Genomic DNA, 15,602 nt, shown 5'->3' with positions numbered 1-15,602 from the left:
CTACTGCTCCTCGTCTTCCAGCCGCACCAAGGGAGCGCCTGCCGTCACCTGATCCCCGGCCTTGGCGAGCACTTCGGCGACCCGTCCCGCGCGCCCGGCCTTCAGGACATGCTCCATCTTCATCGCCTCCAGAACGGCCAATCGGTCGCCTTCCGCCACCTCGGCGCCCGCCTCTACATAGACCGCCTTGACCAGACCCGGCATCGGCGCCTCGACCGTGCCAAGCGCCGCCTCCGCACCGCCCCGCGCCAGCGGATCAGGAATCCGGAACCCATAACTTGCGCCCCAAAGGACGGTCACCCAGGGATCTACCATAAGAACCGTCGCAGGCACCTGCTGGCCGTCGACAAACCAACGCTCCTGTCGCCGCTCGATCTCGTGGCGCGCGTCTTCAATCCGAACCTCAAAACGATCCCGTCCAAGAACCGCAAGCCGCCCTTCGATCTCCTCGTCCCGCCAGATCAGATCAATCCGCCGCTCCAGCGGCGCCCACAAAGCGAACCCGGCAAAGTCCGGCATCCCGCCTTGCATCGCGGCGCCTACAATCGCCAGAGACCGCGACCGGCTGCATGGCACATTCTCGACCGCCAGCGTCTCCAGATGGCGGTCTATCAGCCCCGTATCGAGCCGCGCCGCCGCGAAGTCCTCGTGCCGCACCAGACGGCGCAGGAACCCCAGATTAGTCACGGTTCCAACGACTTGCGTCTCCGACAGACCCCGCTCAAGCCGGGCAAGCGCCTGCGCGCGGGTCTCTCCATGGGCGATCACCTTGGCGATCATCGGATCGTAATGCGGGCTGATCTCGTCGCCCGTCCGCACGCCGCTATCGGCGCGGATTGCGTCCGGAAAGGCCAGATGATCCAGTCGCCCCGTCGCAGGCAAAAAGCCGGCAGGCACGTCCTCCGCATAAAGCCGCGCCTCGACCGCATGGCCGGTCAAAGGCGGCACATCGGGCATCACTTCACCCGAGGCCACGCGCAGCTGCCACTCCACCAGATCGACGCCGGTCACGGCCTCCGTCACCGGGTGCTCGACCTGAAGGCGCGTATTCATCTCCATGAACCAGAACCCGTCAGGCCGCAAAGGCCCCGAGCCGTCCACGATGAACTCGACCGTCCCCGCCCCAGCATAGCCAATCGCCTCTGCGGCCCGGACCGCAGCGCCAGTCATCGCCTCCCGCACCTCCTCGGTCATCCCTGGCGCGGGCGCCTCCTCGATCACCTTCTGGTGCCGCCGCTGCAGCGAGCAATCGCGTTCATATAGATGAACCGCCCGCGCCCCGTCTCCGAAGACCTGCACCTCGATATGCCGCGGCTGCTCAATGAATTTCTCGACCAGCACCCGGTCGTTCCCAAACGCCTTCGCCGCCTCCGACCGGCAGGCCTCCAGCGCCTCGGCAAAGTCCTCGGCCCGCTCCACCAGCCGCATCCCCTTACCGCCGCCGCCCGCAACTGCCTTGATCAAAACAGGGTACCCGACGACCTCCGCTGCCTCTTCCAGCCGTTCGGCGTCCTGATCGGCGCCGCGATAATCCGGCACGACCGGCACCCCGGCCTTTTCCATGACTTCCTTGGCCGCATCCTTAAGCCCCATGGCCCGGATCGCCTTAGCCGACGGCCCGATAAAGACCAGGCCCGCGGCCTCGACGGCCTCTACGAAATCGGGATTCTCGCTCAGAAATCCATAGCCCGGATGGATCGCCTCGGCCCCCGTGGAAAGCGCCGCTTCAATGATCGCATCGCCGCGCAAATAGCTTTCGGCGGGCGCCGGAGGCCCGATGCGAACCGCCTCCCCCGCCATCGCCACATGCTGCGCCCCCGCATCGGCATCCGAGAACACCGCAACCGTCCGCACCCCTAACCGGTCGCAGGTCCGCATGATCCGGCAGGCAATCTCGCCCCGGTTCGCGATCAGGATCTTTGAGAACATTACCGCAAATCCTCCACTACACGGAACCGCTCGCAGATCAGCTCCATCTCAGGGTCGAACCCGCCATTGCGCCCGAAATACGCCTCATGACCGCGCCGCCAGTCGTCATAGGTCCCCTCTCCCTCGGCCACCGCGAAATCCTCAGGCACGTCGCAGAACCGCTGCCGTGTAACCTCGACCGTTTCGACCACCAGCTGTGGCACCCCGTCCCAATCGAGCACCACATCGCAATGCCCCTGAAGCGGCATGTCATCGGGATCATCGTTGAAATCGCGCGCTGCACCGCAGGTCGCCGTCTTGACGCCCGAACGAACCAGCCCGATCAACTCGGCATTCAGCTCCCGGCTGTCACCGAACTTGAAACCGACAGCGCCGGGATATGTCTTTTGCAGGTCCTCAAGCGTCATGATCCGCCTCCGAATAGGCTCTGTAGCGGTGCCGGAAGATGAGGTTGGGCCGGTCTCCTTCCAGCAGATAAAAGACCACGCCTGCGGCAACCACCGCCTGCCCGAGCACCAGAAGCGGCAAAAGCTGGTCGGTCACGGCGATCGAGCCGACCAGCTTGACGTCCCGCGCCAGACCGATCACCTGCCGCGCCGCCAGCAGCACGGCCAGCACCAGGGACCAGGGCGCCCCGATGGCGAGCCCAAGCGCCGCCACCAAAGCCAACCCGCCGAAAAAGGCCCACCAGATCGACGCGCCTGCCCAGATCGCCAGCACAACCTCGAAGGCGCCTGTCGCGGCGAACCATCCCGCAACGAGCCACAGAACCAGCCCGGGCCGCCCCTTGGGATGGGCCGCCGCCTCGGACGGGGTGACCTGAACCCATGGCGCGCCCCTCACATGCGAAAGACGCCGAACCGCGTCTCCTCGATCGGTCTGTTCAAAGCGGCCCTGAGCGACAGCGCCACCACCTGCCGCGTCTTGCGCGGATCGATCACCCCGTCATCCCAAAGCCGGGTCGAGGCATAAAGCGGATGCGACTGCTCCTCGAACTGGTCGATCACCGGCTTCTTGAACGCGGTCTCCTCCTCGGCGCTCCAGTCTTCGCCGCGGCGTTCCATCGCCTCGCGCCGAACGGTCGCCAGAACCCCCGCCGCCTGCTCTCCGCCCATGACCGAGATGCGCGCATTGGGCCAGGACCACATGAAATTCGGGCTATATGACCGCCCGGCCATGGCGTAGTTTCCAGCCCCGAACGAGCCGCCGATGACAACCGTTACCTTGGGCACCGATGTCGTCGCCACCGCCGTCACCATCTTCGCGCCATGCCGCGCGATCCCCTCGTTCTCGTATTTCTTGCCGACCATGAAGCCGGTGATGTTCTGCAGGAACAAAAGCGGGATCTTCCGCTGCGAACACAGCTCGATGAAATGCGCGCCTTTCTGCGCCGCTTCCGAGAACAGCACGCCGTTATTGGCCACGATCCCCACCGCCAGCCCGTCGATCTGCGCAAAGCCGCAGACCAGCGTGTCTCCGAACCGCGCCTTGAACTCGTCGAACTCCGATCCATCCACAAGCCGCGCAATCACCTCACGCACGTCATAGGGCGTCCGCAGATCGGCAGGCACGACGTCGAGCAGGCTTTCGGCGTCATACACCGGAGCCTCCGCGTCGCCCTCGGCAACAGCCGCCGGAGGCCCCAGCGACGCCACCGCCTGCCGCGCCAGCGCCAGAGCATGGGCGTCATCCTCGGCCAGGTAATCCGCGACCCCGGAGAGCCGCGTATGCACGTCGCCGCCGCCGAGCTCCTCTGCCGTGACGACCTCGCCCGTCGCCGCCTTCACCAAAGGCGGGCCGGCCAGGAAGATCGTCCCCTGCTCCTTCACGATGATCGACACATCCGACATCGCAGGCACGTAAGCCCCGCCCGCCGTACACGAGCCCATGACCACCGCGATCTGAGCGATCCCTTGCGCGCTCATCCGCGCCTGATTGTAGAAGATCCGCCCGAAATGGTCCCGGTCGGGAAAGACCTCGTCCTGGTTGGGCAGGTTCGCTCCGCCGCTATCGACCAGATAAATGCAGGGCAACGCACATTCTTCGGCTATTTCCTGCGCTCTTAGGTGTTTCTTAACGGTGATGGGGTAATAGGTCCCTCCTTTCACCGTCGCGTCGTTGCAGACCACCATCACATCGCGGCCCGCAACCCGGCCCACCCCGGCGATCACACCTCCGCAAGGCGCGGCCCCGTCATACATCCCATGCCCGGCGGTCGCACCGACCTCAAGGAACGGAGATCCCGGATCCAAAAGCCCCGCGACGCGCTCGCGCGGCAGCATCTTGCCACGCGACAGATGCCGCTCCCGCGCCCGCTCGCCGCCACCGGCAGCCGCCGCCTTAGCCGCGTCTTCAACTCTCTGAAGAAACTCCAAATGCAGCGCTCGTTGCTCGCCCGGCCCCGCAACAGTCCCGATCTTCATCTTTGTTCTTCCTCGAAAGGACACAAGGTCTCAAACCCGCTCTCCAACACGTCTTCCGATATCCAAGACGCATCAACCTGCCGCGGCAAACAAAACCGAGTCCTCTTCGATTCAAAAGCCCGCCCGCTAAGGCCTGCATAGACGTAAGGCGCTGATAGGTCGTTGGATTTCATCTTCGGCTCACCTTTGTACAGGACCTTGAGACCGCCGCTTGGAAATCGTCTCCAGATACAGCGTCTGCTCTGCCGTTCTGCGCAATCGGCAAGCGGATATCGCGGGTCCAGCACCTGTTCCGCCGCCCCAAAGTGACTGCTCATATCTGCAATTTGCGTCCCGATAGGCAATCCAGGCCCGCTGCATCGCCCGCAGACTTTCCGCTCGTGGGAGGAGGTTGGAGCCAACTGTCTCCAACTCGGCATCTATTTTCTGTGCTCCGGCCATCATGTCTTGATAAATCACGTTCAGCCGGGCGTCCCACCAGTCCAGTTCCTCACCAAGGCAATACACCATACCAGCCGTGGTCGAGCCTGCCGGAAGGGATCCATCCTCGCTCTGCGGCGTCTCCATGCAATCGTTCGCAGCAAGACCAATACAAACCCGAGCATCCTCGGCGACCTCCACGCACTCGTTTGTAGCCGCGATGTCAAACTCGATGTCCTCAGCATAAGAAAAAGACGCAAAGACGCTGAAACAGAAAGCAAATCCTGCCTTCACCCCATCGCCCCCATCAGCTCCCGGCCGACCAGCATGCGCCGGATCTCAGAGGTTCCCGCCCCGATCTCCATCAGCTTGGCATCCCGGAACAGGCGGCTGACGGGGCTGTCATTCATGAAACCCGCCCCGCCCATGGCCTGCACCGCCTGATGTGCCTGCTTCATCGCCTCTTCGGAGGAATAAAGCACGCAAGCCGCCGCATCCTGCCGCGTCACCTGACCCCGGTCACAAGCCTTGGCGACCTCGTAGACATAGGCGCGCGCCGAGTTCATCGCGGTATACATATCCGCGATCTTGCCCTGCATCAGCTGGAACGACCCGATGGGTTTTCCGAACTGCTTGCGCTCGGCCAGATAAGGCATGACTTCGTCGAGGCAGGCCGCCATGATGCCCAGCCCAATCCCGGCCAGAACGACCCGTTCGTAATCCAGCCCCGACATCAGCACCTGAACGCCCCGGCCCTCCTCGCCGAGCACGTTTTCGAACGGCACCTCGACATCCTCAAAGATCAGCTCAGCGGTGTTCGAGCCGCGCATCCCCAGCTTGTCGAAATGCGGCGAGGTCGAGAACCCGGTCATCTCTTTTTCGATCAGAAAGGCTGTGATCCCCTTTGATCCGGCCTCGGGGTCGGTCTTGGCATAGACCACCAGCACATCCGCATCGGGCCCGTTCGTGATCCAGTATTTCGTGCCGTTCAGCCGGTAGTGATCGTTCCGCTTTTGCGCGGTCAGCTTCATCGAAACCACGTCCGATCCCGACCCGGCCTCGGACATCGCCAATGCACCCACATGCGCGCCGCTACACAGCTTGGGAAGGTACTTCGCCTTCTGCTCCGCATCACCATTCAAGGCGATCTGATTGACGCAAAGATTGCTATGCGCCCCGTAGGACAGCGACACCGAGGCAGAGGCCCGCGCGATTTCCTCGACCGCCACGGTATGCGCCAGATAGCCCATCCCAGAGCCGCCATCCTCTTCGGATACAGTGATCCCAAGCAGGCCCAACTCGCCCATCTCGGACCACAGATCGCTCGGGAAGGTGTTGTCGCGATCGACATCGGCGGCGATCGGTTTGATCCGCTCCTGCGCCCAGCGATGGACCATCTCGCGCAGGGCGTTCACATCCTCGCCCAGATCGAATGACATGGAGGAGGTGAACATGGGCGGCTCCGTTATTGAACAAGTGTTCAATAACTAGGCGGAGCCGCCGATCCGGTCAACAGATTAGCAGGTGCCTTATCTGCAGATCCCGGGGCCATCTTCAACGAAGGCCGCAATCCGCGACTGTTCCTGCGCGGTCAAAAGCAGGTATCGCGTATCCTCGAGCCGCTGCCAGGCATCGCGCGCCACGGCCTCGAGCCGCTCTTCGCCGCTTCCAAGCTCCGCCTTCACCCGTGCTGCGCCTTCGCGGCAAATTCCGAAAAGCTGACGCTTCCGGCGGCCATCGACGCCCGCGATGAAAAGCTCCGCATCAAGCGCGTTCTTGCAGCCGTCCTTTTGTGCCAAAGCCAAACCGCGTGCTGCCACCATATCACCATCGCTGGCCCATTCAGGAGGCAGTCGCAGATCGTAGTAAGGCAACGCGGGGTTATGCGAGGCGAATGTCCCCTTCGGATTGGGGATTAGCCAAACATGCACCATGGCAAGCCGCCCCCGCCCGTCCTTTTGAAGGACATTGCCCTGAAACCAGTTCTCCGCGATCCCGCCAATCAGGGGCCGAGCCTCGCGCATCGCCGCCAGAAACTTCACCGCATCATGCACATGCCAGATGTCTTGCGATCCCGCGAACCCTTCAGGTATCGCCTCATCCGGCCCGATCCGCATATTATAGGCCAGCGCGACCAGCCGCGGCTCGCCGCCGACACGCGAATAGACCAGGTTCGACGGTCTGAGAAAGTCGATCTGTTCGCCTTTGGTGTAGTCGGGATTGTCGGGGTGGAAATAATGACGCCCCATCAGGGACGCATCGCCGCCAAAGGGCTTCCAGCCGGTCCTGCGCGCGGTGCGGAACTCCTCGTAGGGGGCCGCCGCCGCACGGGCTTCGGCAAGCTGCCTGGACAAGGTCTGTGCCTCTATCGGCCCCGCAGTCAAAAGCGCGAGAGCCAGAAGAAAACGCCACATACGGTGCCTCTTGTGTTTGGGTTCGGTCTCGATGCGTTAAGCGGCATCTACACTGTTATACGATAGCAGCCGGCTATTCCGCCGCAGCCCGGCCGGATTTTGCCGAAGTCACCTCGTCGCGGATGATCTGTGCAATCAGCGCGCAATCCTCTTCAGAGAAAGTGAGCGGCAGGCGCATGTCCAGAAGACCGCTCAGCACGCGGTCGGTCTGCGGCAAGGGATCAGAGGCGACATAGCGCCAATGATCATAACGCGAGGTGAAACCCGCCGGATCGGGCGCACCAAACCATTTCAACTCGACCCCTCGGCTGACGCATCCGCCGACGACCCGCTCGATCTCCTCGGGCTCCCAACCGGGAAGCAGGAACTGAAAGGAGGACGCGACATAACGCTCCGCCTCCGGACGGTGCGGCAGGTAAAGATCCGGCGTGCCGCGCAGCCCCTCCTCCATGGCGCGGTAACGCGCGTTCCACCGCTGCGCCTGTTCGTCGAGGATCGCTAACTGAGGCCGCAAGATCGCCGCACGCAGATTGTCCATCCGGCCCGAGATATTCGGCGTTTCGAACCGTAGGGCCTCAAAGGCCTCCTTCGGCGGTGACGCCCGATGCCGATCATAAAGCATATAGCTGCCCGACAGCAGGATCATCCGCGCCATCACCGCCTCATCGTCCGAGACGATCAGACCGCCCTCACCGGAATTGACGTGTTTGTAGGTCTGGGTCGAATAGCAGCCGATCTTGCCGTGCCGGCCCGATGGAACACCGTTCCACGCCGCTCCCATCGTATGCGCGCAATCCTCGATCACCGTGACACCCGCCGCATCGCAAAGCGCCATCAGCCGGTCCATATCGCACAGATGCCCGCGCATATGGCTCAGCAGCAGAACCTTGGCCCGGTCAAGCTTGACCTCCAGATCCTTCATATCGATCACCAGATCCTCTGTGACCTCCACGAAGATCGGCTTTGCCCCAAGGCTCGCAATCGCCCCCGGCACTGGCGCAAGCGTGAAGCCATTGCTGAGCACCGCATCACCTGGACCCACACCGCACGCGCGCAAGGCCGTCGCCATCGCGTAGCCGCCCGATGCGACGGCAAGGCAGTACTTCGCGCCGGTCAGCGCCGCGAAATCCTCTTCCAGCAGCGCCGCCTCTCCGGCCTCGCCCGGGCTCACATTGTAGCGGTGCAGCCGTCCGTGCCGCAGAACGTCCATCGCAGCCGCAATCCCGGCCTCCGGGATAGGCTCCTGCTGCGTGAAACTGCCGTTGAACCGCTTCATTCGGCCATCCTGTGATGCCCGGTCGTTGCGGTCAACGATTCCACTAAAGCGCCAACCTTTCGACGATCCCCGGCAATTCGTCGTAATGCGCCAGAAGTGCTTCAGGAGCGAGCGCCGCGACCTCGTCCCCATCCGGCCCGAAGGTCACGAGGATCGAGGCCACGCCAGCGGCAGCCGCCGTATCGCGATCCGTCTGGGTATCGCCGACAAGACAGGCCCGCTCCGGATCTCCGCCCGCCCGGCGCACCGCCTCGATGAAAGGGGCCGGATTGGGCTTTCGCACCGGCAACGTATCGGCCCCCACGAGCGAGGCGAAAGCCTCCCTAAACTCCAACGACACCATCAGCTTTTCGGCCAGCGTCTCGGGCTTGTTCGTACAGATCCCCACAGCATATCCCATCTCTCCAAGGCGCGAGACCGCCTCGCGGATCCCGGGATAAAGCACCGTATGCGTGTCGATATCGGCGTCGTAATACTCGATCAGCCGGGGATATTGCCGGTCGATCTCCTCGGACCAGTCGCCGTCCACCCGGGCGAACCCCGCCTCCAGCATGGCGCGTCCACCGCGATGGGCGATGCCGTCATCGGCGCCCCGGCTCAGCAGATCGCCAAGCTCCAGATCCCGAAAACAGGCATTCGCCGCCGCCAGCAAATCGCCCGCCGTATCGGCAAGCGTCCCGTCGAGATCGAAGATAACCGTGCGCATGCCTGTCTCCCTTGGTCCGTAATCATACGAAACGTGATGTGAAGCGCCGAGCCCTTGCGCCAAGGGGGCTTTGCCGTCAAGACCGACAAAAATCGTCGCGAGGCAGGACGCAGCATATGGAAACGGCACTTATCATCCTCGCTGCGGGCAAGGGCACCCGGATGAAATCCGACCGTCCCAAAGTGCTGCACGAACTCGCCGGTGCGCCGCTTCTCCATCACGCCATGCGCGCCGGATCGGCGCTCTCGCCCGCCCGCATCGTCATCGTCGCAGGCCACGAGGCCGAGGCGGTAAAGGCCTCCGCCCTCTCCCTCGATCCCGATGCGCAGACGGCGCTCCAGACCGAACAGCTCGGCACCGGTCACGCTGTCCTTCAGGCCCGCACGGCTCTGGAAGGCTTCGAGGGGGACGTCATCGTGATGTTCGCCGACACACCTTTCGTCAGCCCCCAGACATTGCAGGCCATGGCCCGCGCCCGCCGGGACCATGCCGTTGTCGTCCTCGGCTTCGAAGCCGCCGATCCCGCCCGCTACGGACGCCTCCTCATGCAGGGCGACACGCTCGAGCGCATCGTCGAATTCAAGGACGCCTCGCCCGACGAACGCGCAATCACCCTTTGCAACAGCGGCGTTGTCGCCGCCGATGCCAAAACCCTCTTCGATCTGCTGGACGATGTGACGAACGACAACGCGGCGGGCGAATACTACCTGACCGACATCGTGGGCTTGGCCCGCGCACGCGGTCTGTCCGCCACGACCGTGATCTGCGACGAGGCCGAAACGCTCGGCGTCAATTCCCGCGCCGATCTCGCCGCCGCCGAAGCCGCCTTCCAGACGAAGGCCCGCGCCGATCTTCTGGAGGCGGGGGTGACCATGACTGCTCCCGACACCGTCTTCCTCTCGCTCGATACAGCCATCGGCCCCGACACGACGATCGAACCCAACGTCGTCTTCGCCCCCGGCGTCACGGTCGAAAACGGGGCCGTCATCCGCGCCTTCAGCCATCTGGAAGGCACCCATATCTCTTCCGGAGCCGTGATCGGCCCCTATGCCCGCCTGCGCCCTGGCGCCGAGATCGCGGAAGGCGCGAAAGTCGGTAACTTCGTCGAGATCAAGAATGCCGAGATCGCAAGCGGCGCGAAGGTCAATCACCTCACTTATATCGGCGATGCGAGTATCGGCGAGAACGCCAATATCGGCGCGGGGGTCGTCACCTGCAATTACGACGGCGTCTCCAAACACCGAACCGAAATCGGCGCTCGCGCGTTCATCGGGTCAAGCACGATGCTCGTGGCGCCGGTCAAGGTCGGGGACGAAGCGATGACGGCCAGCGGATCGGTCATCACCTCTGATGTGCCCGAGGGCGATCTGGCCCTTGGCCGCGCGCGTCAGACCAACAAGCCGGGCCTGGCCCGAAAGCTCTTTGCGCGGCTGCGCGCGGCGAAAAAGGACTAGGCCCATGTGCGGTATCATCGGCGTTCTCGGCGATCACGAAGCAGCTCCCATTCTGGTCGATGCGCTCAAGCGGCTGGAATATCGTGGCTATGACAGCGCCGGGATCGCAACCGTCCGCAACGGCCAGCTCGACCGCCGCCGCGCCGTTGGGAAGTTGGTGAACCTTTCCGATCTGCTGGTGCACCAGCCGCTTTCGGGCAAGGCAGGCATCGGCCACACCCGCTGGGCGACCCACGGCGCTCCGACCGAAGGCAACGCCCACCCCCATCAGGCCGGACGGGTCGCCGTCGTCCATAACGGGATTATCGAGAATTATCAGGACCTTCGCGAGGAGCTGGCCAGCCACGGCATCACGCCCCAGACCGATACGGACACCGAAACCGTGGCCCTGCTGGCCGAGCATTACCTCGATCAGGGCAACAGCCCGCGCGACGCCGCTCAGCTCACGCTGTCCCGCCTCGACGGCGCCTATGCGCTTTGTTTCCTCTTCGAAGGTGAAGAGGATCTGCTGATCGCTGCCCGCAAGGGCTCCCCGCTTGCCATCGGCCATGGGGACGGCGAAATGTTCGTCGGCTCCGATGCCATCGCCCTCTCGCCCATGACGGACCGTATTACCTATCTCGAAGAGGGTGACATGGCCGTCGTTACCCGAACGAGCCTCGAGATCCGCAATGCCGAAAACCGCGTCGCCAACCGCCCGGTCAAGACGATCCGCATCGATGCCGCCCGTATCGACAAGGGCGGCCACCGCCACTTCATGGCCAAGGAAATCGCAGAGCAGCCAACCGTTCTCGCCGACGCAATCTCGCGCTACCTGCCTGCGGGCGCGGATGACATCGTTCTGCCCGAGGCCATCGATTTTACCGCCATAGACCGCCTGACCATGGTCGCCTGCGGTACCGCCTTTTATGCCTGCAATGTCGCGAAATACTGGTTCGAACAACTCGCCCGCCTGCCTGTCGAAATCGATGTCGCCTCCGAATTTCGCTACCGCGAGCCTCCGGTGCCCAAAGGGACCGCCGCGCTCTTCGTCAGCCAATCGGGCGAGACGGCGGATACGCTTGCGGCCCTGCGGTACTGCGCAGGCAAGGCGGACCGGATCCTCTCGGTCGTCAACGTGCCCGAAAGCTCCATCTCCCGCGAAAGCGATCTGGCTCTGCCGATCCATGCGGGCGTCGAAATCGGCGTCGCCTCGACCAAGGCCTTCACCTGCCAGCTTCTGGTCCTCGCCCTTCTCGCGCTCGAAGCGGCCCGCCAACGCGGAGAGATCACCGCAGGAGAGCTTCAGGACCGGCTCGAGGATGTCCGCGCCCTGCCCGGCCTGCTCAATCAGGCGCTGACCATCGGCGATCCGGTCGAGCGGCTGTCCCGCGATCTGGCCGAAGCCCGCGACATCCTCTTTCTGGGTCGCGGCGCGATGTATCCGCTCGCCCTCGAAGGCGCGCTCAAGCTCAAGGAAATCAGCTACATCCATGCCGAGGGTTACGCATCCGGAGAACTCAAGCACGGCCCTATCGCCTTGGTTGACGACCACGTGCCGGTCATCGTGATGGCCCCGCGCGATGCGCTCTTCGAGAAGACGATCTCGAACATGCAGGAGGTGATGGCCCGGGGCGGACGGATCCTTCTGGTCAGCGACGCCAAGGGGATCAAATCGGCCGGAGACGGCGTCTGGCGCACGATCCAGATGCCCGACGTCTCCGCCTTTCTGGCACCGATCCTCTACGCGATCCCGGCTCAGCTTCTAGCCTATCACACCGCCGTCGCCAAAGGTACGGATGTCGATCAGCCACGCAATCTCGCGAAATCAGTGACAGTCGAGTAGCGGCGGATCAGTCGGCGTAGACCGTCAGCTCCGGCAGATCGGTCAGCGGCACCTCCAGAAGGCGCAAAGCCGCCAAGGAAATCTGGCTGCCCGATCCGGAGGACCCGCCCGACGGGCGCAGCTCCACATTGGCGGACCTCCCGCCCCCGCTCAGCTCCACCCGCCCGGGCGTCACCTCGCTGACAAGCGGCGTCTCCAGCCAGAACCCCGGCTCCGTCGGCGATCCAAGCGAGGCGATCGTCGTCCCCAGCCGCCGTTCGCTGGCCGCTTCCTCGGGCGCAGGAGCGGCAGCCGCCTCGGCTCGGTCCTCAGCGGATGTCGTATCGAACTCGTCCACGGTCCGCGCTGCGGCAGGAGGCGGCGGCGGCGGGGTCGGATCCAGCGTCCTCGGAGGAGCAGCCTCCGGCGCAGGACCGGATCCCGGCGCCATCGCGGCCTCGCGCACCTGATCGCATCCCGCAACCAGGCCGATCGAAAGAAGAAGGGCATATGATTTCATACCGGCACGCTAGGATGACCCCGAGGGACGAACAAGCCCCGCAGACCTTTGGCGCACTTGAAGAGTTTAACTTCCCTGCATACGGTCCTTTACATGAACACCCTCATCGATCCCTTTCACCGCACGATCGACTATCTGCGCCTGTCGGTGACGGATCGGTGCGATTTCCGCTGCCTGTACTGCATGTCCGAGCAGATGACCTTTCTTCCGAAGAAAGAACTTCTGACGCTCGAGGAACTCGACCGCCTCTGTTCGACCTTCATCGGTTTGGGCGTGAAAAAGCTCAGGATCACCGGCGGCGAGCCGCTTGTCCGGCGCGAGATAATGACATTCTTTCGCGCAATGTCCCGCCATCTGGAGAGCGGCGCGCTGAACGAGCTAACCCTGACCACCAATGGAAGCCAGCTCGAGCGATTCGCGGGCGATCTCGCCGATGCGGGCGTGCGCCGGATCAATATCTCCCTCGATACGCTCGACGAAGAGAAATTCGCCCACATCACCCGCTGGGGCCGTTTGCCGCAGGTCATGCGCGGCATCGACGCCGCCCAGAAGGCCGGTCTGCGCATCAAAATCAACACCGTCGCGCTCAAGGGCTTCAACGAAGACGAGCTTTTCACACTCACCGAATGGTGCGCCTCCCGCGACATCGATCTGACCTTCATCGAGGTGATGCCGATGGGCGATCTCGAAGAGGACCGCCTCGATCAATATTGGCCCCTCTCCGATCTGCGCAGCCGGATCGAGGAACGCTATACCGTCACGCCTCTGGCCGAACGCACCGGCGGCCCAGCGCGCTACATGCGGCTCGAAGAGACAGGCCAGAAGGTCGGTCTCATCACGCCGCTGACCCACAATTTCTGCGAAAGCTGCAACCGTGTCCGCGTCACCTGCACCGGCGAGATCTACACCTGCCTCGGCCAGGAGGGGAAATCGGACCTGCGCAAGCCGCTGCGCGCGTCCGAAGAGGACGCCCATCTCGAAGACGCGATCCGCGCCGCCATCGCGCTTAAGCCCAAAGGGCACGACTTCGACTATTCGCGCCAGACCGAAGGCGGCAAGATGACCCGTCACATGAGCCATACCGGCGGCTAAAACGCTCCGCTGGACGCTTGACTCCGCCTCCTCCTGCTGTCCGGGTCAGCTCGGTCAGACCTGCCCTCGCAGGCACCGCAGATGTCATCAAGAGGCGAGAGAACCCCAAAGATCAACGATATAAAGGCGATCCCGAATGAAGATAATCGTGATCGGCGCGGCCGGAGATATCGGACAGGCCGCCTGCAAGGAACTCGGCGCGCGACACGAGATTGTCACCGCCGGACGCTCCAGCGGCGATCATCAGATTGATATCGCCGATATCGACGCCGTAAAGGATCTCTACCGCACAATCGGCCGGTTCGATGCCGTAGTCTCCTGCGCAGGCGACGCGACCTTCGCCCCGCTAGCCGACATGGATCAGGATGCCTTCATGATCGGCCTTCAGCAGAAGGTCATGGGACAGGTGAACCTTGTCCTCGCCGGTCTGAATCTCATCGCCGATAGGGGATCCTTCACGCTCACAAGCGGCGTGCTGGACCGCGATCCGATCCGGATGGGCTCGAACGCGGCCACCGCGAACGGCGCATTGGCAGGCTTCGTCAAAAGCGCCGCGATCGAGATGCCCCGCGGGCAATGGATCAACGTGGTCAGCCCGGGGATGCTGGACGTCTCGGCGCCCCGCTATGGCGCATGGTTTGCCGGCCATAAGCCTGTATCATCGGGCGATGTCGGGCTCGCCTACGCGAAATGTGTCGAGGGGGCCCAAACGGGCCAGGTGGTCATCGTCCAATAGGCGCCCGTCCCGTCACCCCTCTGGGCGCTAGGCCCAATCCTCTCCCAGATCGGCCCGCGCCCGGTCGATCCAATGCTCCTTCAGCCATGGCGTGGCCCGGCACCAGCGCAGGAGCGATCCGCGATAGCCCGCCACCGCCTCGTCCATCTTCGGATTTCCGTGAAAACAGACAACGCTGGCGCCTTCCGGAAAGCGCGGAACCCGCGTATAATTCAAAGGCGGCAGATCCATGCAATCGTGCTTGAAGCTCACGACCTGCGCCTCCGGGATATAATCGAATACATCCCGCTCCATCGCCTCGTGCGATGTATGCCGCTGCTCGGATCCCCGCGCTTTTTCGACCGCACCCACAGGATCCGCAGCCACGCTGTCATAGAGAAATCCGTGCTCTGCCGGATCGAAGCGGAACACCGATCCATGCCCGGTCGGTCGCCCCCGGCGCGCCTCCACCCAGTCATGGCGCATCCGTACCTTGCCCGGCGCCCCATCATGGATCGGCGCCAGTGGACCCGTGATCACGACATCCAGATCAAAGCCCAGCACCGGCCCCTCCACAGGAAGAACCCCCGGCCGAAAAAGCGAAACCTTCCGCATCGCCCCCTTACGGTCGGCAACTGCCAGAGCGGCATCCATCTCGGCACGAAAAGGCTCCTGCGGAAGATCGATCACCTCGATCTGAGGATGAAACCCCGCCGCATCCTCGGTCATGCAAAAAAAGCGGATCGGACGGTCAAAATGCCGCCGAGCCCCGGAATAAAGCCGGTTCACATATTCGGGTCCGTAAAGCGAGCCCCATTTGATGCAGGCCACGAGTGCCGACGTCACGAC

15 protein-coding genes are annotated in these 15,602 nt (G+C 63.6%); 4 read left to right on the top strand and 11 right to left on the bottom strand.

Features of this window, described 5'->3' with window-relative positions; genetic code table 11:
- The 9 genes from AAD018_RS13230 to AAD018_RS13190 form a co-directional block, all read right to left on the bottom strand.
- On the bottom strand, window positions 1-1,929 hold the full coding sequence (locus tag AAD018_RS13230) for an ATP-binding protein (protein WP_367314563.1): 1,929 nt from the start codon (window positions 1,927-1,929) through the stop codon (window positions 1-3).
- A complete protein-coding gene (locus AAD018_RS13225) occupies window positions 1,929-2,336 on the bottom strand; it encodes an ASCH domain-containing protein (RefSeq protein WP_367314562.1) in 408 nt (135 codons plus the stop codon). The genes AAD018_RS13230 and AAD018_RS13225 overlap by 1 nt, the downstream gene beginning before the upstream one ends.
- Window positions 2,326-2,772, bottom strand: a complete 447-nt coding sequence (locus AAD018_RS13220) for a hypothetical protein (RefSeq protein ID WP_367314561.1) — start codon at window positions 2,770-2,772, stop codon at window positions 2,326-2,328. Before AAD018_RS13220 ends, AAD018_RS13225 begins: the two co-directional genes overlap by 11 nt.
- Entirely contained in the window at window positions 2,769-4,352 is a 1,584-nt protein-coding gene (locus AAD018_RS13215) for a carboxyl transferase domain-containing protein (RefSeq protein ID WP_367314560.1), read from the bottom strand. The genes AAD018_RS13220 and AAD018_RS13215 overlap by 4 nt, the downstream gene beginning before the upstream one ends.
- Before the next feature lie 180 nt (window positions 4,353-4,532).
- Window positions 4,533-5,066 carry a lysozyme inhibitor LprI family protein gene (locus AAD018_RS13210; RefSeq protein WP_367314559.1) on the bottom strand — a complete coding sequence of 178 codons (534 nt, stop codon included), beginning with the start codon at window positions 5,064-5,066 and terminating at the stop codon, window positions 4,533-4,535.
- Window positions 5,063-6,226: an isovaleryl-CoA dehydrogenase gene (locus AAD018_RS13205; RefSeq protein WP_367314558.1), complete on the bottom strand. Its 1,164-nt coding sequence runs from the start codon at window positions 6,224-6,226 to the stop codon at window positions 5,063-5,065. The genes AAD018_RS13210 and AAD018_RS13205 overlap by 4 nt, the downstream gene beginning before the upstream one ends.
- Before the next feature lie 75 nt (window positions 6,227-6,301).
- The gene (locus tag AAD018_RS13200; RefSeq protein ID WP_367314556.1) at window positions 6,302-7,186 is read right to left on the bottom strand and encodes a hypothetical protein; all 885 of its coding nucleotides are present in this window, start codon (window positions 7,184-7,186) and stop codon (window positions 6,302-6,304) included.
- Window positions 7,187-7,259: 73 nt separating this feature from the next.
- Window positions 7,260-8,462 carry a DegT/DnrJ/EryC1/StrS family aminotransferase gene (locus tag AAD018_RS13195; RefSeq protein ID WP_367314555.1) on the bottom strand — a complete coding sequence of 401 codons (1,203 nt, stop codon included), beginning with the start codon at window positions 8,460-8,462 and terminating at the stop codon, window positions 7,260-7,262.
- Window positions 8,463-8,505: 43 nt separating this feature from the next.
- A complete protein-coding gene (locus AAD018_RS13190) occupies window positions 8,506-9,168 on the bottom strand; it encodes an HAD-IA family hydrolase (protein WP_367314554.1) in 663 nt (220 codons plus the stop codon).
- 116 nt (window positions 9,169-9,284) lie between these two features.
- On the opposite strand from AAD018_RS13190, the gene glmU reads away from it, so the two are divergent.
- A complete protein-coding gene (gene glmU, locus AAD018_RS13185; protein WP_367314553.1) occupies window positions 9,285-10,622 on the top strand; it encodes a bifunctional UDP-N-acetylglucosamine diphosphorylase/glucosamine-1-phosphate N-acetyltransferase GlmU in 1,338 nt (445 codons plus the stop codon).
- A 4-nt stretch (window positions 10,623-10,626) separates the two neighbouring features.
- A complete protein-coding gene (gene glmS / locus AAD018_RS13180; protein WP_367314552.1) occupies window positions 10,627-12,447 on the top strand; it encodes a glutamine--fructose-6-phosphate transaminase (isomerizing) in 1,821 nt (606 codons plus the stop codon).
- Between the two features lie 7 nt (window positions 12,448-12,454).
- On the opposite strand, the gene AAD018_RS13175 is transcribed toward glmS, so the two are convergent.
- Window positions 12,455-12,946 carry a D-galactarate dehydratase gene (locus AAD018_RS13175; RefSeq protein ID WP_367314551.1) on the bottom strand — a complete coding sequence of 164 codons (492 nt, stop codon included), beginning with the start codon at window positions 12,944-12,946 and terminating at the stop codon, window positions 12,455-12,457.
- 93 nt (window positions 12,947-13,039) lie between these two features.
- Between AAD018_RS13175 and moaA the strand changes: the two genes are divergently transcribed.
- A complete protein-coding gene (gene moaA, locus AAD018_RS13170) occupies window positions 13,040-14,038 on the top strand; it encodes a GTP 3',8-cyclase MoaA (RefSeq protein WP_367314550.1) in 999 nt (332 codons plus the stop codon).
- Between the two features lie 136 nt (window positions 14,039-14,174).
- Window positions 14,175-14,774: a short chain dehydrogenase gene (locus AAD018_RS13165; protein WP_367314549.1), complete on the top strand. Its 600-nt coding sequence runs from the start codon at window positions 14,175-14,177 to the stop codon at window positions 14,772-14,774.
- A 27-nt stretch (window positions 14,775-14,801) separates the two neighbouring features.
- Here the strand turns inward: AAD018_RS13165 and AAD018_RS13160 are convergent, their stop codons facing one another.
- On the bottom strand, window positions 14,802-15,599 hold the full coding sequence (locus tag AAD018_RS13160; RefSeq protein ID WP_367314548.1) for a glycosyl transferase: 798 nt from the start codon (window positions 15,597-15,599) through the stop codon (window positions 14,802-14,804).
- Between the last annotated feature and the right edge of the window lie 3 nt (window positions 15,600-15,602).

This window comes from Aestuariibius insulae (assembly GCF_040783535.2).
Classification (GTDB): Bacteria; Pseudomonadota; Alphaproteobacteria; order Rhodobacterales; family Rhodobacteraceae; genus Aestuariibius; species Aestuariibius insulae.
Note: the sequence above shows the minus strand (reverse complement) of the source record. Positions and strands in the feature narration are given on the sequence as shown.

Bases quoted from the DNA above. Each gene is read 5' to 3' on its own strand.
- AAD018_RS13230 (WP_367314563.1), bottom strand. From the start codon at position 1,929: ATGTTCTCAAAGATCCTGATCGCGAACCGGGGCGAGATTGCCTGCCGG.
- AAD018_RS13225 (WP_367314562.1), bottom strand. From the start codon at position 2,336: ATGACGCTTGAGGACCTGCAAAAGACATATCCCGGCGCTGTCGGTTTC.
- AAD018_RS13215 (WP_367314560.1), bottom strand. From the start codon at position 4,352: ATGAAGATCGGGACTGTTGCGGGGCCGGGCGAGCAACGAGCGCTGCAT.
- AAD018_RS13205 (WP_367314558.1), bottom strand. From the start codon at position 6,226: ATGTTCACCTCCTCCATGTCATTCGATCTGGGCGAGGATGTGAACGCC.
- AAD018_RS13200 (WP_367314556.1), bottom strand. From the start codon at position 7,186: ATGTGGCGTTTTCTTCTGGCTCTCGCGCTTTTGACTGCGGGGCCGATA.
- AAD018_RS13195 (WP_367314555.1), bottom strand. From the start codon at position 8,462: ATGAAGCGGTTCAACGGCAGTTTCACGCAGCAGGAGCCTATCCCGGAG.
- AAD018_RS13190 (WP_367314554.1), bottom strand. From the start codon at position 9,168: ATGCGCACGGTTATCTTCGATCTCGACGGGACGCTTGCCGATACGGCG.
- glmU (WP_367314553.1), top strand. From the start codon at position 9,285: ATGGAAACGGCACTTATCATCCTCGCTGCGGGCAAGGGCACCCGGATG.
- glmS (WP_367314552.1), top strand. From the start codon at position 10,627: ATGTGCGGTATCATCGGCGTTCTCGGCGATCACGAAGCAGCTCCCATT.
- AAD018_RS13175 (WP_367314551.1), bottom strand. From the start codon at position 12,946: ATGAAATCATATGCCCTTCTTCTTTCGATCGGCCTGGTTGCGGGATGC.
- moaA (WP_367314550.1), top strand. From the start codon at position 13,040: ATGAACACCCTCATCGATCCCTTTCACCGCACGATCGACTATCTGCGC.
- AAD018_RS13165 (WP_367314549.1), top strand. From the start codon at position 14,175: ATGAAGATAATCGTGATCGGCGCGGCCGGAGATATCGGACAGGCCGCC.